Source organism: Actinoallomurus oryzae, from assembly GCF_039541955.1.
GTDB classification, from domain to species: Bacteria; Actinomycetota; Actinomycetes; order Streptosporangiales; family Streptosporangiaceae; genus Actinoallomurus; species Actinoallomurus oryzae.
In genome coordinates this window covers 209,977-226,070 of the sequence record NZ_BAABHF010000017.1, presented here as the reverse complement: position 1 = coordinate 226,070, position 16,094 = coordinate 209,977, and the positions used below count along the sequence as shown (strand labels likewise).

Here is a 16,094-nt window from a genome sequence, read left to right as displayed (position 1 = left end):
GCCTTTCGTGGTGGCCGGGTTCGTCTGGGGCTCGGTCTGCTCGGGGTGCTCCTGGTGCTCGCGTTCGCCGGGCCGTATCTCACGTCGTGGACGTGGGACGGCGTGGACCTCACCGCGTTCCGCCGTCCGCCGTCCGCCCGTCACTGGCTGGGGACGACGCAGACCGGCCGGGACATGTACGCCGTGACGCTGCGGGGGCTGCGCGCGTCACTGGTCACCGGCCTGGTCGTCGCCGTCTCCGCGACCGGGCTCGCGACGGTGACGGGGGCCGTCGCCGGATACTTCGGCGGCTGGGCCGACCGCGGGCTGATGAGCGTCGTCGAGCTCCTCCTCGTCCTGCCGCCCCTCCTCGTCGTCGCGACGCTGGCCCCGGCGCTCCGCGGCGCGGACCTGCCCGTCCTCGCACCGCTGCTCGCCGCCTTCATGTGGATGGTCACCGCGCGCGTCGTCCGGGGGATGACCCTCACCCTGCGTGACCAGGAGTACGTCCTCGCCGCCCGCTTCCTCGGCGTCCGGCCGGTGACGATCATCGTCCGTCACATCGTCCCGGGCCTGCTGCCGCTGCTGATCGTGGACGCGACGCTCAACGTCAGCACCGCCGTCATCGCCGAGACCAGCCTGTCCTACCTCGGCTTCGGAGCACGGCCGCCCGACGTCTCACTGGGCACGATCATCGCGGACGGCGCACCGTCGGCCGGCACCTTTCCCTGGCTGTTCCTGCCCCCGGTGACCGCGCTGATCCTCCTCGTCCTCGCCACCACCCTCATCGGCGACGGCCTGCGCGACACTCTGGCGAGCCCGTCATGAGGGCCGGGTTCGGGCTGTCGTTGATCGTCGTGGAACGCGTGGCCGCCGCTGCGCTGCCCGGCGATGGGCTGCGTGATGCTCTGGGGAGCCCGTGGTGAGGGCCGGGGGCGCCGGGCCGGTGCTTGAGGTGTCCGGGCTGCGCGTCACGTTCGCTAGCGGGGTCCGCGCGGTGCGCGACGTGGAGTTCGGCGTGGCGGCGGGAGAGGTGCTGGCGGTCGTCGGCGAGTCCGGGGCCGGCAAGTCCGCGACCGCCCTCGCGCTCGTCGGCCTGCTGCCCGCGTCCGCGCGGGTCGAGGGCTCGGTACGGCTGCGCGGGCGCGAGCTCCTCGGTCTGCCCGAACGCGATCTCGCCGCCGTCCGCGGCGATGAGATCGCGGTGGTCTTCCAGGACCACGCGTTCACTCCCGTGTACCGGATCGGCGCGCAGATCGCCGAGGCGGTCCGCGCCCACCGCCGCGTGTCCCGGCGCGCGGCGGCCACGCGGGCGGCCGAGCTGCTGAGGCTCGCCGGTGTCCAGGAGGCCGCCACGGTCGCCCGCGCGTACCCGCATCAGCTCTCCGGAGGCCAGAGCCGCCGGGCGATGATCGCCGTGGCGATGGCCGCCGACCCGTCCGTGATCGTCGCCGACGAGCCGACCGCCGGCCTCGACCCACCGGTGCAGGCTCAGGTGCTCGACTCTCTCCGGGCCGTTCAGCGCCGTACGGACGCGGCTCTCGTGCTCATCACCCACGACCTCGGGCTCGCCGTCGAGCGCGCCGACCGCATCATGGTGATGCACGCCGGCCGTACGGTCGAAGTCGGTCCGGCGGCGACGGCCTCGACCGACCCGTCCATGCCCCGCACGGCCGCGCTGCTTCGCTCTGCCCCGCGCCCCGGCCGTGTGGACGTCGTCTCGGCACCCATGACCGATGCCCCGCCGGGCCGGCCGGCGCCGGGCGGCAGGGCGGCCACACCGCGCGTTCTCGTGGTGGATGGACTGGTCAAAGAGCATCCGGTGCGCGGGACGCTGCGGCGGGCCCGTGTGGTGCGCGCGGTCGACGGCGTCGGTTTCGACGTCCGCGCGGGCGAGGCGCTGGGCCTGGTGGGCGAGTCCGGGTGCGGCAAGACGACCACGCTCAAGGAGATCGCCGCCCTCAGGACCGGCGTGGTGTTCGGCCATGACACCGCGAGTCTGTCCGCCAGAAGGCGCCGCGAACTCCACCGCGACGTGCAACTGGTCTTCCAGGACTCCGCCGCCGCACTCGACCCGCGCATGACGGCCGGCGCCATCCTCGCCGAACCCCTGCGCGCCCACGGCCGCACCCGGCCGGAGACCTCCGCCCGCGTCCCCGAACTCCTGCGCCTCGTCGGACTCGCCCCCGCACACGCCGGACGCCGGCCGGGCGAACTGTCCGGCGGACAGCGTCAGCGCGTCGGCATCGCCCGCGCGCTCGCCCTCGACCCACGGCTCCTGCTCCTCGACGAGCCGTTCTCGGCGCTCGACGTCTCCACCCGGGCGGGCATCATCGAACTGCTCCGCGACCTGAAGACACGCCTGGGCCTGGCCTACCTGATCGCCGCACACGACCTGGCCGCCCTCCGCCGACTGGCCGACCGCGTCGCCGTCATGCGCCACGGGCGCATCGTGGAGCTCGGCGATGCCCACGCCGTGTACACCACGCCCGCCCACCCGTACACCCGGACGCTGCTCGACGCCGTCCCGCTGCTGCGCCCACACGGTGAACGGCCGGAGCGGGAGGTACGGGAGCCGTTACCCGATCCCCCTGGCGGTTGCCGGTTCCGTGCCCGCTGCCCGGTGTTCCCGGCGCTCACGGCGCATGACCGTCGCCAGTGCGCCGAGGAGAACCCCGTTCTCCGCCATCTCGCTCTCGATCACGCTGTGGCCTGCCACTTCGCAGGACGAGGAGAGCTCCGATGAGATCCACGCGGACCGACGCGGTGTACCCCCGTGCCCGTGCATCCGTACGCCCGGACGCTGCTCGGCGTCATCCCGCTTCCGGGCCCGCACCGCGAGCGGCCTGGGTGGAAGGTACGGGGAGTCGCCCGATCCACCTGTCGGCTGCCATTCCTCACGCGGGGCCCGCTGTCGCCAACGTTCCCGGCGTGCGACTGCGGCCAGCGCGGCGAGGAGGATCCCGGCCTCCGCCATCTCGCCTCCGATCATGCTGTGGCCTGCCACTTCGCAGGACGAGGAGAGTCCCGATGAGATTTAGGCCGACCGACGCGGTGTACCCCACGCCCGTGTGCCCGCACGTCCGGACGCTGCTCGACGCCGTCCCGCTGCCGCACCCGCACTGTGAACGCGGCCGCAATGGGAGGTACGGGAGTCGCTACGCCACCCACCTGGTGGTCGCCCGGTTTCGCGCCCGCCGCCCGGTGTTCCCGGCGCACGACCGTCGCCAGTGCGCTGAGGAAGACCCCCTTCTGGGCCATCTCGCTCCCGATCGCCACTTCGCAGGGCGAGGAGGGCACCGATGAGATCCACGCGGACCGACGCGGTGTACGCCACGCCCACCCGTACACCCGGACTCTGCTTGGCGCCGTCCCCCTTCCGAATTCGCACGGTGAGCGGCCGGAATGGAAGGTACGGGAGCCGCTGCCCGATCCATCCGGTTGCCGGTTCCGCGCCCCCTGCGCGGTGTCCCTGGCGCTTACGGCGCACGGCTGCGGAAAGCGCGCCGAGGAGGGTTTCGGCCTCCGACATCTCACCCCCGACCATGCCGTGGCCTGCCACTGCCCCGAGCAAGGAGAGTTCTGATGGAATCCACGCCGATCGCTTTGGGCTTGCTGCGTGTGATCGTGGGCGCGTCGTCGCTTCGGCGACGGCCTGGGTTACCTCTGGGACGGTCGCGGCGGGCTTGTGGGGCGGCTGGCGGCGGGCTCGTGGGTGGTTTCCGGCGGTCGAGGAGCGGGTTGGTGAAATTTGCGCCGATCGCTCTGCTCCTGTTGGTCGTGGCCGCGTGCGCGCCGGCGCAAGCGCCCGCGCGTCCGGTGTCGCGGATCGGTGCGTACGACATCGCGCCGATGCCGCGTGAACGCGTGCGGGACGGTGGCACGCTGCGGCTCGCGACGACGGAGTTCCCCACCCAGTGGAACTACTGGCACCTGGGCGGCGCCGACCTCGACACGGCGCGGATCCTCGGCGCGCTGATGCCCTGGCTGTTCCGTTCCGACCAGCGTGGCAGGGTCACCGCCGACCCGTCCTACCTGGTACGGGCCGAGGTCACCCGCAAGAGGCCGAGACAGGTCGTGACCTACGACCTCAATCCGATGGCCCGATGGTCCGACGGCACACCGCTCGGCTACCGCGACTTCCTGGCGCTGTGGCGGGCCTGTCGCGGCAGTGACAGGGCGTACCAGATCACCACGTCCACCGGGTACGACCGGATTCGGCAGGTCACCCGTGGGGCGAACGACCGGCAGGTCGTGGTGACCTTCGACCGGCCGTTCGGAGAGTGGCGGAGCCTGTTCAGCCCGCTGTACCCGGCCAGGACGATCAGCGATCCGTCGGCCTGGGACCACGCGTGGTCGGGCCACATTCCGGTCACCGCCGGCCCGTTCCGGCCCGAGAGCATCGATCGCACCGCCCAGGCCGTCACCATCGTCCGTGACGCTCACTGGTGGGGACCCCGGGCCCGGCTCGACCGGGTCGTCTTCCGGTACCTTGCGCGCGATGCCATGCCCGGGGCGTTCGCGAGCGGAGAGATCGACGCGTTCGACGCCGGCACGGACGCGGCGGCGTACCGGCGCGCGCGACAGGTCCCCGGCGCCGTCGTCCGGCGGGCGGCCGGCCCGGACTTCAGCCAGCTCACCTTCAACGGCGCGACGCCGGCACTGGCCGACGTGAACGTACGCCGGGCCGTGGCGATGGCCATCGACCGCCGCGCGCTCGCCCGGTCGGCCCTGGCCGGACTGGACTGGCCGGTGCTCCTCCTGAACGACCACGCCTTCGTCAACACCCAGGAGGGCTACCGGGACAACGCGGGCGACCTGGACACCTACGACCCGGTAGGCGCCGGACGCCTGCTCGATCGGGCGGGCTGGCGGACGCGTGGGCGGTCACGGCTGAAGGACGGCCGCCCGCTGACGCTGCGGTACGTCTACCCGGCGAGCGCTGCGACGGGCCGCCAGAGCGGTGAGCTGATCCAGGTCATGCTGAGGCGGGTGGGCGTACGGCTGGAGCTGCGGCCGGTGCCCGACAGCGATTTCTTCGACCGGTATCTCATTCCTGGCGCGTACGATCTCGCGCCGTTCTCCTGGATCGGCGGTCCGTTCCCGATCTCGAATCTGCGGCCGATCTACGGCAGACCACGCGGAAACGACGTTCGGCAGAACGTCGCCCGGGTCGGATCGGCGTCGCTCGACGCCCTTCTCGACCGCGCCACCGAAGAACTGAACCCGGCGAAGGCCCGCCGGTACGCGAATGAGGCCGACCGGTTGATCTGGGGTGAAGTGCATTCGGTGACCTTGTACCAGCGTCCGCAGATCGTCCCGGCGCGGCGAACCCTCGTGAACTGGGGCGCCTTCGGCCTTTACACCCCGGCCTGGCCCGACGTCGGCTTCCGCCGATGACACGCGGAAAGCCGCCGTCGCGTGCGTCCGCCGTTTTCGTCGGCCATCCGGCTTTCCCAGCTGTCGGCCGGCCGACCGCGGCCCTCCGCGCGGGGACGGGTTCGCCGGATGTCGGGCTTGGGGGGTTGCCGGAAGCTCGGTGTGGCGTGTGGGTTCTTGCCGTCGAGGTGGTCTCGTCGGTTCGCCGGGTGTCGGGCTTTGGGGTTTACCAGAAGCTCGGTGTGGCGTGTGGGTTCTTGCCGTCGAGGTGGTCTCGTCGGTTCGCCGGGTGTCGGGCTCTGGGGTTACCAGAAGCTCGGCGCGCCGTACGGGCCCTTGCCTCCGAGCGCGGCCTCCTCGGCCGTGACCTTCATCGGAGTGTTCTGCAGAGCGTCCTCGGCGGCCTGAACGATGCTGATGAGAGCCCACCGGAGCTGTCTGCGCTGCGTGTCGACGTTGTTCTCATAGCCCGCGTTCAGCTGTGTTCGTTGAGCCATGTCGAATGATCTATTGAGCATTCGTTCAAGATCGATGGCATCCTTCCGGACGCCATTTACAGCCTGGGCGAGCTTTCCATAGAACGGGTTGTCAAACAAAAGTCCCGCCATCGTCGGCACCCTTCTGCCCACGGTGTTCAGTGCTGCGATGCTAATGGCCGTCGCCCATGGTGAGAAGCCCCCAAGTCGAGGAATCTCGCGGCCGATGACGACCTGTCATGGGCGCGTGACGTGCTCTTTACATCGGCTTGCCCGACGCTGACCGGTTGCGGCCACGAAACCATCCTGTTTACCTGCGGCAAAGCCGCCGAGGCACCAGATCCCAAAGATCGTATGTCGAAATAGTAAACGACTGGTAGCGGACCGTGTTCGCGAGTGTCGGCGAAATTCCGTCCCGCCTGAACGCGGTGGGTTTCCAGCCGCGGTGTCCGGCAGTGTCGGGCGGTTCCTCACGCGGGGTCCGTCGGCCGGACCGGGGCCTCGTGGGCCACCGGCCCTCCCAGGGTCTCGCGCGGGGTCCACCGGCCGTGCCTCGGGTGCTGCGCGCCGGGGGCGCCGCAGCGGTCGAGACGCCCGTACGCGTCGCGAGGTCGGCGGAGGCGACGTCTTGGCGGGCCCTGGTCCGCCACAGCCGGTCGACGCGGCGCCAGACCGCCGTACGCCGCGGCCTCTTGTGGGTTGATGTGCCTTCGAAGACGCCGTAACAGGCGTACGTTCGGCGGGTGCTGCGAGTGGTGTCTTCGGTGGGCGGTGCGAGCGGTTGCGTTCGGTGGGCGGTGCGGGGTCGTTGAGCGAGCGGTGCGGGTTCGTTGGGTGGGTGCAGCGAGGTCGTTGGGTAAGTGGTGCGGAACTGCGTCCGCTGGGGATGTGGGCGTGCGTCGGGTGATGGCGGCGGGGACGTGTTCGGTGAGGGTGTGTGGAGGATGTTGGGCGGGGCGGTGCCGGGGTGCGTTCGGTGGGTGGCGACGGTGCGTTCGGTGGAATGCGCCACGCCGCCGACGAGCGTCAGTGCGGCTTCGACCAGTTCACGGCCGCCCTGACGGAGCCGCCGGGGCCCCGGCCGCTGCGAGCCTTGCCCTTACCGACTCCCCACATCGCACGCGAAGCCAATACGCCCGGATCGGCGCTCCTGAGCCGAACGTCGAGATCATTACGGACAAAGCCCCGCCTGGCCGGCGCGTCGGAAACGTGGGATGAGCGTCGCGTTTCGGGAACGCGTCGGCTGGGCGGTGCTCAGACGGTGGTCATGTCGTCCGAGCACCGCCCAGCCGGGTGGACGGGTCAGGTGCAGCGGTAGAGGCCCTGGGAGTTCTGTTGCTGCGCCGACGAGGTCGACGTTCCGCCGTACTCCGATGCCTTCACGGCCTGGCAGTTCTTGGTGACCCAGGTGGTCACGTCCGAACCGCCGCCGCCTGGGCCGCCTCCGCCTACCATCACGAAGCGCAGCTTTCCGCTCTTCACGTACTGCTGGAGCTTCGACACGGTCATCGCCGGATCGCTGCCCGTGAAGCCGCCCATGGCCATGACCGGCTCGCCGGTCTTGATGATGATCGACGAGGCGCTCATGGCGCTGGAGACCGCCAGCAGCCAGGTGGCGCCGCCCCGGTTCTTCTGCAGGTACGAAATGAGCTGGGTGTTCGCCTCGCCGCCTGGGCCGCCTCCCCCGGGGAAGCCCCCGCCGCCACCGGGGAAACCTCCGCGTCCGCCTGGGAAGCCGCCCTGCCCGCCGTCGCCGTTGGGCCGGCCCGTACTGCCGCCAGGCGCCTCACCCGGCATGCCTGGGGCGCCCGAGTCACCGGAGTCACCGGCTGCGCCCGGTGGCATGCCGCCGGGGAACCGGCCCTCCATCGTCCGCCGCGCGTCCGCCGGAAGCCGGCCGTTGCCGCCGCGCATCCCCGGGCCGCCGAACATGCCGAAACCGCCCGACGGGCCCGCGAGGGGATTGGTGCCGTTGGAGCTGGAAGCGGCGGCGGAGACCGCGTACGCCGCGGGTCCGGCCAGGCCCGCGACCATTCCGGTGATAGCGGCGACCACGGCGACCCGGGCCGGCTTCGACCGGAAACGCGCCTTCGTGGAGCCGTCGCCGACCGCCGCCGACGAGGTCACCGCCTCCGCCCCAGGGGTGATGGGCGCCGGACCATCCGCCGATGAGGACCCGGCGGTGGCCGACGACGAGTCGTCCGGGGCGGATTCCACTGTTGTGGACGCGGCCGGACCACGGCCGTCCGCCGACCGCGCGGTGGTCGCGTCCGCCTCCGGTTGTGCGGCGGTCACGCCCGTCCCCGGTTGTGCGGCGGTCGCGTCCGCCTCCGGTTGTGCGGTGGTCGCGTCCGTCCCCGGTTGTGCGGTGGTCGCGTCCGTCCCCGGTCGTGTGGTGGTCGCGTCCGTCGTCGGCCGCGTTACGGTCGTGTCCGGACCTCGTCGTACATCCGCCGGAGCGTGGCGGGATGTACGCCGGGCGAGCCCGACGGCGCCGCCGGTGAGGGCCACGACCAGGCCCGCGACCGCGAGTACGGTCAGCGCGAGAACCGTCCACGACAGCCAGGGGTTCCAGCTCGGCGTGCGCCGGAGCAGGGCGAACGACCAGCCGCCCGTCACGGCGACACCCAGCGGTAGCGACCAGTTCCACGCGAGCGAGTTCCACCGGCTTCGCCCGTCGAGACTGGAGACGCCCGGTCGGGAGACGCCCGGTTCGGCGGTGTCGGCGGGTTCACCCCGGCCGGCCCGGCACCGGACGTCCACGGTCCGTCCGTCGTCGGCCCAGCCGTCCTCTCCACGCCCGGCCATCACCGGCGAGTCGGTGTCCGGCGTACCGTCGGAGGTCCGATGACGGCCGCCCAGCGCTGCGCCCGAGGCGTCCCTGCCCAGCGCCCCGCCTGGGGCGTCCCCGCCCAGCGCTGCGCCCGAGGCGTTCCTGCCCAGCGCCCCGCCTGGGGCGTCCCCGCCCAGCGCTGCGCCCGAGACATCCCCGCTCGGCATCCCGCCTGAGGAATCACCGGCGAGTGCCGCGCCTCGGCGGAGGCTCGAAGACCGGTACGCCCGCAGCGACAGGACCCCGCCGATGCCGGTCAGTGCGCCCACGGCCGGTGCGAGGGCGGTCGTGTAGTACGGATGCATCGTGCCGTCGGAGAAGCTGAAGATGACGAAGTGGACCACCAGCCAGCCGCCCCACAGCACGACGGCCGCCCGCGCGAGGTCCGTGCGCGGGCGTTTCCACAAGGTCACCACGCCTACGACCAGTACGAGGGCCGCGAACGGCAGCAGCCACGAGATCTGGCCGCCGACCGTGTCGTTGAACAGCCGCCCCAGCCCGGACGCGCCCGCGAAGCTCGCGCCCTGACCCCCGCCGGGCGGTCCGCTCCGGCCGCCGCCCTCGTTGCCCGTGACCCGGCCGAGGCCGTTGTAGCCGATCACCAGGTCCCAGACCGTGCCGTCCGTGCTGCCGCCGATGTACGGGCGGGAGGAGGCCGGGATCAGGTCCACCACGACCATCCACCAGAAGCTGGAGACCGCGAGGACGACCCCGGACGCCAGGAGGTGCCACACGCGACGCAGCCGGCCGCCCGGGGCGAACAGCAGGTAGACGAGGGCCAGCGCCGGAAGCAGCAGGTACGCCTGGAGCATCTTGGTGTTGAAGCCGCAGCCCAGGAAGAACGCCGAGGCGACCAGCCAGCGCAGCCGCCCCGACGCGACGGCGCGCTGGCACGCCCACGCCGAGAGCAGCAGCAACAGCACGAGCAGCGTGTCGGGGTTGTTGTCCCGGTTGATCGCGACCGTGATCGGCGTCAGCGCCATCACCAGCGCGGCCACCAGGCCGGCGACCGGGCCGAAGACGCGCCGCACCGTCACGTACAGCACGAAGACCGCGGCGACGCCCATGACGACTTCGGGCAGCAGCAGGCTCCAGCTTCCGTACCCGATGACCCGCGCGGTCAGCTCCTGCGCCCACAGCGCCATCGGCGGCTTGTCCACGGTGATGAAGGACGCGGAGTCCAGCGAGCCGAAGAAGAACGCCTTCCAGCTCTCCGCGCCGCTGCGCACCGCCGCGGAGTAGTACTCGTTGGCATAACCCGACAGGCCCCAGCCGTACAGGAGCGCCGCGAGCAGCAGCACCCCGCCGAGTGCCCCCCTGGCCCACCACGGGTCGCCGGAGCGCCGCTCGGCGGCGGGCCCGGCGTCCACCGCGGGGGTGGAGCGGTGTGGCGAAAGGACACTCATCGGTTCTCCTCTTCCAGGTCCGGCGTCCGCCGGGGGTGGAACACCCACGCGCGCAGCAGCGCGAAGCGGATCGCCGCGGCGAACAGGTTCAGCGCCAGCAGCGCGGCCAGCTCGACGAACCGCGACGCGTGCGGCCACGCGGCGTGCACCGCGAACAGCCCGAGCGTGCTCACCCCGAGCCCCACGAGGAACGCGACCCCGCCTTCGAGCTGGTGCCGGACGATTCGCCGGGTGCCGACCACCCCGAAGGTGAACCGCCGGTTGGCGGCCGTGTTGGCGATCGCGGCGAGGAAATAGGAGACCACATTCGCCAGGACGACCGGCGTGAAAAGGCGCAACAGTCCGTACAGGACGAGCTGGGCGATCGTGCTGATGATCCCGATGACCGCGAAGCTCGGCACCTGAGCCCGCATCCCGGCGGGCAGCCGCCGCGACGGCACCTGGACCCGCAGCGCCCCGGCGAGCCATCGGCGGCCCATGCGCAGCATCCCGCGCAGGTCGTCCAGGGCGGTACGCACGACGTCGACGCGGCTGTCCGGGTCATCGACCCAGTCGACCGGCACCTCGTGGATCCGCAGCCCGTTCCGCTCCGCGAGCAGCAGCAACTCGGTGTCGAAGAACCACTCTTCGTCCTCCACCGCCGGCAGCAGCGCCCGTACGACCTCGGCCCGGCCCGCCTTGAACCCGCACTGCGCGTCCGAGAACCGGGCCGCGAGCGTCGTGCGGAGCATCAGGTTGTAGATCCGGGAGATCACCTCGCGGCGCGGTCCGCGGACGACCGCCGAGCCGCGGGACAGGCGGCTGCCGATGGCCAGGTCGCTGTGGCCGGACACGAGGGGTGCGATCAGCGGCAGGAACGCGTCGAGGTCCGTGGACAGGTCCACGTCCATGTACGCCACGACGTCGGCCACGCTGGTGCCCCACACGTGCCGCAGCGCCCGGCCGCGCCCCTTCTGGGGCAGCCGTACGGCCTCGACCTCGGAGAACCGCAACGCCAGCCGCGAGGCGACATCCCACGTCCCGTCCGTACTCGCATTGTCGACGATCGTGATCACGAACCGGTACGGGAACGTCTCGAGCAGGTAGGTCTGGAGGCGTCGCACGCTGGCGGCCAGGATGTGTTCTTCGTTGTAGACCGGGATCGCGATCTCGATGAGAGGCCCGCGCGGCTCGGAGATCACGCCGAGCCGCGCCTGCGGCCCGGCCGACAGGGAAATCTCGCTCATGAGTCCTCCTTCGTCGGAGGAGGGACCAGGCGCGCGTGCTCATCGATTCGCTCACTCCGTTCGCTCATGACGACCAAGGTCGCGGGTGAGCGTGGGAGCCGAGTGAGCCGTTTCTTAACCCCCGATGAGAAAGCGGGTCAAGAAGCCGGAACCAGGGTTCCGGGCAGCTTCATCCACGCCTCCGTGCCGCCGCCGGGCGCCGGATCCAGCCGGATCTCCCCGCCCGCCTCGCGTACGGCACGGGCCGCGATGGCCAGCCCCAGGCCCGATCCCGGCAGCCCCCGCGCGGACGGCGAACGCCAGAACCGGTCGAAGACGTACGGCCGGTCCTCCTCCGGGATGCCCGGCCCCTGGTCCCGTACGGTCAGCTCGCCGTCGCGGAGGCGGACCGCCACGGTGCCGCCCGGCGGGCTGAACTTGATGGCGTTGTCCAGGAGGTTCACCAGGGCACGTTCCAACGCCGCGGCGTCCCCGCGCACGTACCACGGCGAGATCTGCGCCTCGATCCGCAACGTCGGCCCTCGCGGGCGTACGCGGCGCACGGCGTTGCCGGCCACCTCGTGCAGCGCGACCGGGCCCACGTCGGCGACGTCCTCGTCCCGCGCCAGGTCGAGCAGGTCGCCGACCAGGCTCGTCAGCTCCACGAGCTGCGCCTTCACGTTGACCAGCAGCCGTTTCTTGCCGTCGTCGGGCAGCGGACGGCCGGTCTCCTCGCTGCGGAGCATCAGATCGACGTTGGTGCGCAGGCTGGTCAGGGGCGTGCGCAGCTCGTGGCCGGCGTCCACGATCAGCCGCTGCTGCCGCTCGCGCGATCCGGCGAGCGCACGGGTCATGCTGTTGAACGACCGGCTCAGCCGGGCGATCTCGTCGCGGCCCTCGACCGGGATGGCGGTGTCCAGGTCCTCGGTACGGGCGATGTGCTCGACCACGTCGGTCAGCCGGTCCACGGGCGCCAGCCCCGCGCGGGCGATGAGAAGGCCCGCGACCGCCGCCCCGACCACGCCGACGGCCGACACCGCGACGAGCAGCAGGGCCAGGCTGTTCAGCGACTCGTCGACCTGGGTGCGCGGCTTGGCCACCGACACCGCGAAGCCGTCGGGGTCGCGGCGCGTGAACACCCGCATCGGCGTGCCGTCCACGGTCTCACCGTCCCGGTAGGAGGCCGGTTTCTGGCCGCGGGCGATCGCGACGTCGCCGGGTACGACCTTCAGCGGAGAGGTTCCGGGCGAGCTGCAGTAGGTGCCGTCCGGCGAGATGACCTGCAGCGTCGGCTGGTACCCGCGGAAGGGATCGTCCTTCCGCGGCTGCATGTCGCAGATGGAGCGCGCCGATCCGGGCCTCGCGTCAGAACCGGGCGGGCCGCCGGCGCGCGGCCCTGCCGACAACGACTGGTCGAGCTGGTCGATCAGCCGTCCGCGTACGACGAACCAGCAGCCGACCGCGCAGGCCGCCACGGCCACGGCGACGGCGAGACTGGTCAGCACGGCGAGCCGGGTGCGCAAGGACAGATGCCTTTTCATCGCTCAAGATCCCTCCCAAGGCGGGCTCGTCACGGGGAACGCAGGACGTAGCCGACGCCGCGGACGGTGTTGATCAGCCGCGGCTCGCCCATCTTGCGGCGCAGGTACATGACGTACACGTCCAGGGAGTTGGACGACGGCTCGAAGTCGAAGCCCCACACGGCCTTGAGGATCTGCTCGCGGGTGAGCACCTGGCGCGGGTGGGTGAGGAAGAGCTCCAGCAGGGAGTACTCGGTGCGGGTCAGCTCCAGCGCGCGGCCGTCGCGGCTCACCTCGCGGGTCACGGTGTTCATCCGCAGGCCGGCGTACTCCAGGATCTCGCCGCCGCGGGCCGTCACCACGCTGCGGCGTAGCAGCGCCCGTACCCGCGCGAGGAGTTCGTCCAGGTCGAACGGCTTGACGAGGTAGTCGTCCGCGCCGGCGTCCAGCCCGGTCACCCGGTCGCCGACCGTGTCACGGGCGGTCAGCATGAGCACCGGCAGCGTCTCTCCGCGGGCGCGCAGGCGCCGGCACGCGGTGAGGCCGTCCATGCGGGGCATCAGGATGTCCAGGATGGCCAGGTCGGGCTGGGCCCGGTCGAGTTCGTCGAGGGCCGACGCGCCGTCGGCGGCCGTGACGACCTCATAGTCCTCGAAGGCGAGGCTGCTCGCCAGAGATTCACGGACTGCGGGTTCGTCGTCTACGACCAGGATTCGCACGTCAATGACGGTATATCGCGCTGAGACCGCTCTGACCAGGGAAGAAGCTTTCTCATCCAAATCTCACCCGGTCAGGGGAGGGGCACCTCGACCGCGCGCCGGTCCGGCACGAAGCGCGGGTTCCACACGTACAGCCTCAGGTCGGTCGGTGAGACGGAGCTCTCGACCGGCATGTCGGTGGCGACCCGTACGAGGTAGCTCGCCCCCGCCGGGATGTACTGGTCGCCGTCCTCCGAGCGCGGTGGCGCGAAGCCGAGCGTGTTGACCACGTCGGTGTGGTCGGGCAGCGTGCACATGTCCGAGGGCGCGCCCGGCTGCGGCATGCAGCGGTTCTCGGCCAGCACGCTCGCCGGCACCCGGGACCGCTTGACGAACAGGTCGGCGGGGAAGTCCAGCAGCGCGGCGTCGTTGCCCGTGTTGGTGATCACGTAGTCGGCGTACCCGAGCGTGGTGCCGTCCGCGGGCCGCGCCGTCGTGCTGGCGAGCGGCCGATCGCCCGTCCCGGCCTTGACCGCGGCCAGAGAGTACGAATAGCCGTCCGGCGTGCTGACGTCGAGCCGGGTGCCGGTCTTGAGCCGCGACAGGCCGTCGGAGCCGTGCGTCGCCGTCCGGGCGGCGACCGTACGGGGCGCCGGCGTGCGGTGGTCGCCGTGCGCGCGCACGACGACGATGAGGCCGGCCACCGCGGCCACGCCGAGGACGCCGGTGGCGCCTCCCGCGATGCCGAGGCGTCGGGCGCGCCGGGTCTGTCTCTTTCTTCTATGGCTGCTTCTGTGTGAGTGACTCCGTGCCATGGCTTCCAGGTCCCGGGTCGGCGGTCGGCGGTGCTCCGCGACGACGTCGCGGAGCACCGCTGAACAAGGCCTCAAAACATAACAAATCGCCCTGCGGAAATTCCGCCACTGCCCGGATGACTCCTGGTCAGGGCACCATCCATGACAGGACCGCGACGGACTGCAACAGCGCGAGCACGCACATCCCGGCGAGGAAGACCAGGCTCCACAGGATCACGCGGCGGAAGATGTCGCCCTCCTTGCCGTCCATGCCGACGGCCGCCGCGGCGATCGCGAGGTTCTGTGGCGAGACCATCTTCCCGAGCACGCCGCCGGAGCTGTTGGAGGCCGCCATCAGCAGCGGGGACAGGTTCGCCTTGCCCGCTGCCGCCACCTGCAGGGCGCCGAAGAGCGAGTTGGAGGAGGTGTCCGAGCCGGTGACCGCGGTGCCGAGCCAGCCGAGCACGGGGGAGAGGAAGGCGAAGAAGCCGCCGGCGCCCGCCATCCAGGTGCCGAGCGTGATCGTCTGGCCGGAGGCGTTCATCACGTACGCGAGGCCCAGCACCGCCATGACGGTGACGATCGCCCAGCGCAGCTGCACGAGCGTGGCCCAGTACGCGCGCAGCGCCCGCCCCACGCTGATCTTCAGCGCGATCGCGCTGAGCACCCCGGAGATGAGCAGCAGGCTCCCCGCCGCGCTCAGCCAGTTGATCTTGAACTGTGGCAGTGTGGACACCTTGCCGGAGGCGCCGGTGATGTGCAGGCCGGGCCAGTTCACCGTCCTGGTCGGGGCGTCGAGCCAGCCCTTGATCGGGTCGATCTGCGCGAGCACGAAGACCACGATGATGATCGCGTACGGTGCCCAGGCCCGTACGATCTCCGCCCGCGAGTCCGGGTGCGCCACCCGGCCGGCGAACTCCGGCGTCGGCTCGTCGGCCGCCCCGCCCGCGACGACCGTACGCGGCTCGGCGCCGCCGAGCGTCTCACCCGGCTGCCAGACGCGCAGCAGCGCGACGAGGACGATCACCGAGAACAGCGACGCGACGATGTCGGTGAGCGGCACCGACAGGTGGTTCGAGGTGATCCACTGAGCGAGCCCGAACGCCAGGCCCGCGGTCAGCGCCGCGACCCACGTCTGCGCGAGGCCGCGGCGGCCGTCGACGATGAACACCAGCACGAGCGGCACGAACACCGACAGGATCGGCGTCTGGTGGCCGACCATGGAGCCGAGGGCGTCGCTCGACATGTGCGTCACGCCGCCGAGGGTGATGACCGGGATGGCCATCGCGCCGAACGCGACCGGCGCCGTGTTGGCGACCAGCGCGACCACCGCGGCCTTGAGCGGCTTGAAGCCCATCGCGATGAGCATGACCGAGGTGATCGCCACCGGCGTGCCGAACCCGGCCAGGGCCTCCAGCAGCGCCCCGAAGGAGAACGCGATGATGATCGCCTGGATGCGCTGGTCGTCACTGACCTGTGTGAACGTCCGCCGGAGCACGTCGAAGTGCCCGGTCTCCACGGTCATGGTGTAGATCCAGATCGCGTTGATGACGATCCACAGGATCGGGAAGAACCCGAACACCGCGCCCTCGCTGCCGGCCAGGAACGCCTGGCCGACGGGCATGCTGTACGCCCAGATCGCGATGACCAGGGACACGGCCAGGGCGATGACCGAGGCCAGCCACGCGCGCATCCGCACGATGCCGAGTAGCACGAACAGGGTGAGCAGGGGGAGCGCCGAGACCAGCGAACTCCACCCCAGGGAATGGGCGACGGGGTCTAGTACTTGGCGATACAACGGGGG

The 16,094-nt window shown here is 71.5% G+C and carries 11 protein-coding genes; 4 read left to right on the top strand and 7 right to left on the bottom strand.

Annotated features, from left to right (window positions below; all coding sequences use genetic code 11):
* The first annotated feature begins 45 nt into the window (after positions 1 to 45).
* From ABEA10_RS13920 to ABEA10_RS13910, 4 genes are all read left to right on the top strand, one after another.
* Positions 46 to 807 carry an ABC transporter permease gene (locus ABEA10_RS13920; RefSeq protein WP_345462844.1) on the top strand — a complete coding sequence of 254 codons (762 nt, stop codon included), beginning with the start codon at positions 46 to 48 and terminating at the stop codon, positions 805 to 807.
* Positions 808 to 901: 94 nt separating this feature from the next.
* On the top strand, positions 902 to 2,725 hold the full coding sequence (locus tag ABEA10_RS13915) for a dipeptide ABC transporter ATP-binding protein (RefSeq protein WP_345462841.1): 1,824 nt from the start codon (positions 902 to 904) through the stop codon (positions 2,723 to 2,725).
* Between the two features lie 393 nt (positions 2,726 to 3,118).
* Positions 3,119 to 3,565 (top strand): ABC transporter ATP-binding protein, encoded by a 447-nt coding sequence (locus ABEA10_RS51115; protein WP_425550903.1) that lies wholly within the window; start codon positions 3,119 to 3,121, stop codon positions 3,563 to 3,565.
* A gap of 158 nt (positions 3,566 to 3,723) precedes the next feature.
* Positions 3,724 to 5,379 (top strand): ABC transporter family substrate-binding protein, encoded by a 1,656-nt coding sequence (locus ABEA10_RS13910; RefSeq protein ID WP_345462838.1) that lies wholly within the window; start codon positions 3,724 to 3,726, stop codon positions 5,377 to 5,379.
* A 284-nt stretch (positions 5,380 to 5,663) separates the two neighbouring features.
* Here the strand turns inward: ABEA10_RS13910 and ABEA10_RS13905 are convergent, their stop codons facing one another.
* The 7 genes from ABEA10_RS13905 to ABEA10_RS13875 all read right to left on the bottom strand — a co-directional run bounded on the left by ABEA10_RS13905 (position 5,664) and on the right by ABEA10_RS13875 (position 16,088).
* A complete protein-coding gene (locus ABEA10_RS13905; RefSeq protein ID WP_345462835.1) occupies positions 5,664 to 5,855 on the bottom strand; it encodes a hypothetical protein in 192 nt (63 codons plus the stop codon).
* A 1,281-nt stretch (positions 5,856 to 7,136) separates the two neighbouring features.
* Positions 7,137 to 10,073 carry a glycosyltransferase family 39 protein gene (locus tag ABEA10_RS13900; protein ID WP_345462832.1) on the bottom strand — a complete coding sequence of 979 codons (2,937 nt, stop codon included), beginning with the start codon at positions 10,071 to 10,073 and terminating at the stop codon, positions 7,137 to 7,139.
* A complete protein-coding gene (locus tag ABEA10_RS13895) occupies positions 10,070 to 11,299 on the bottom strand; it encodes a bifunctional glycosyltransferase family 2/GtrA family protein (RefSeq protein WP_345462829.1) in 1,230 nt (409 codons plus the stop codon). Before ABEA10_RS13895 ends, ABEA10_RS13900 begins: the two co-directional genes overlap by 4 nt.
* A 137-nt stretch (positions 11,300 to 11,436) precedes the next feature.
* Positions 11,437 to 12,819, bottom strand: coding sequence for a HAMP domain-containing sensor histidine kinase (locus ABEA10_RS13890; protein ID WP_345462825.1), 1,383 nt, complete (start codon positions 12,817 to 12,819; stop codon positions 11,437 to 11,439).
* Between the two features lie 29 nt (positions 12,820 to 12,848).
* Positions 12,849 to 13,511, bottom strand: coding sequence for a response regulator transcription factor (locus tag ABEA10_RS13885; protein ID WP_425550907.1), 663 nt, complete (start codon positions 13,509 to 13,511; stop codon positions 12,849 to 12,851).
* A gap of 77 nt (positions 13,512 to 13,588) precedes the next feature.
* Positions 13,589 to 14,209 (bottom strand): hypothetical protein, encoded by a 621-nt coding sequence (locus ABEA10_RS13880; protein ID WP_345462819.1) that lies wholly within the window; start codon positions 14,207 to 14,209, stop codon positions 13,589 to 13,591.
* A 229-nt stretch (positions 14,210 to 14,438) separates the two neighbouring features.
* A complete protein-coding gene (locus tag ABEA10_RS13875; protein WP_345462815.1) occupies positions 14,439 to 16,088 on the bottom strand; it encodes an L-lactate permease in 1,650 nt (549 codons plus the stop codon).
* Between the last annotated feature and the right edge of the window lie 6 nt (positions 16,089 to 16,094).

Bases quoted from the DNA above. Each gene is read 5' to 3' on its own strand.
- ABEA10_RS51115 (WP_425550903.1), top strand. From the start codon at position 3,119: ATGGGAGGTACGGGAGTCGCTACGCCACCCACCTGGTGGTCGCCCGGT.
- ABEA10_RS13905 (WP_345462835.1), bottom strand. From the start codon at position 5,855: ATGGCTCAACGAACACAGCTGAACGCGGGCTATGAGAACAACGTCGAC.
- ABEA10_RS13900 (WP_345462832.1), bottom strand. From the start codon at position 10,073: ATGAGTGTCCTTTCGCCACACCGCTCCACCCCCGCGGTGGACGCCGGG.
- ABEA10_RS13895 (WP_345462829.1), bottom strand. From the start codon at position 11,299: ATGAGCGAGATTTCCCTGTCGGCCGGGCCGCAGGCGCGGCTCGGCGTG.
- ABEA10_RS13890 (WP_345462825.1), bottom strand. From the start codon at position 12,819: ATGAAAAGGCATCTGTCCTTGCGCACCCGGCTCGCCGTGCTGACCAGT.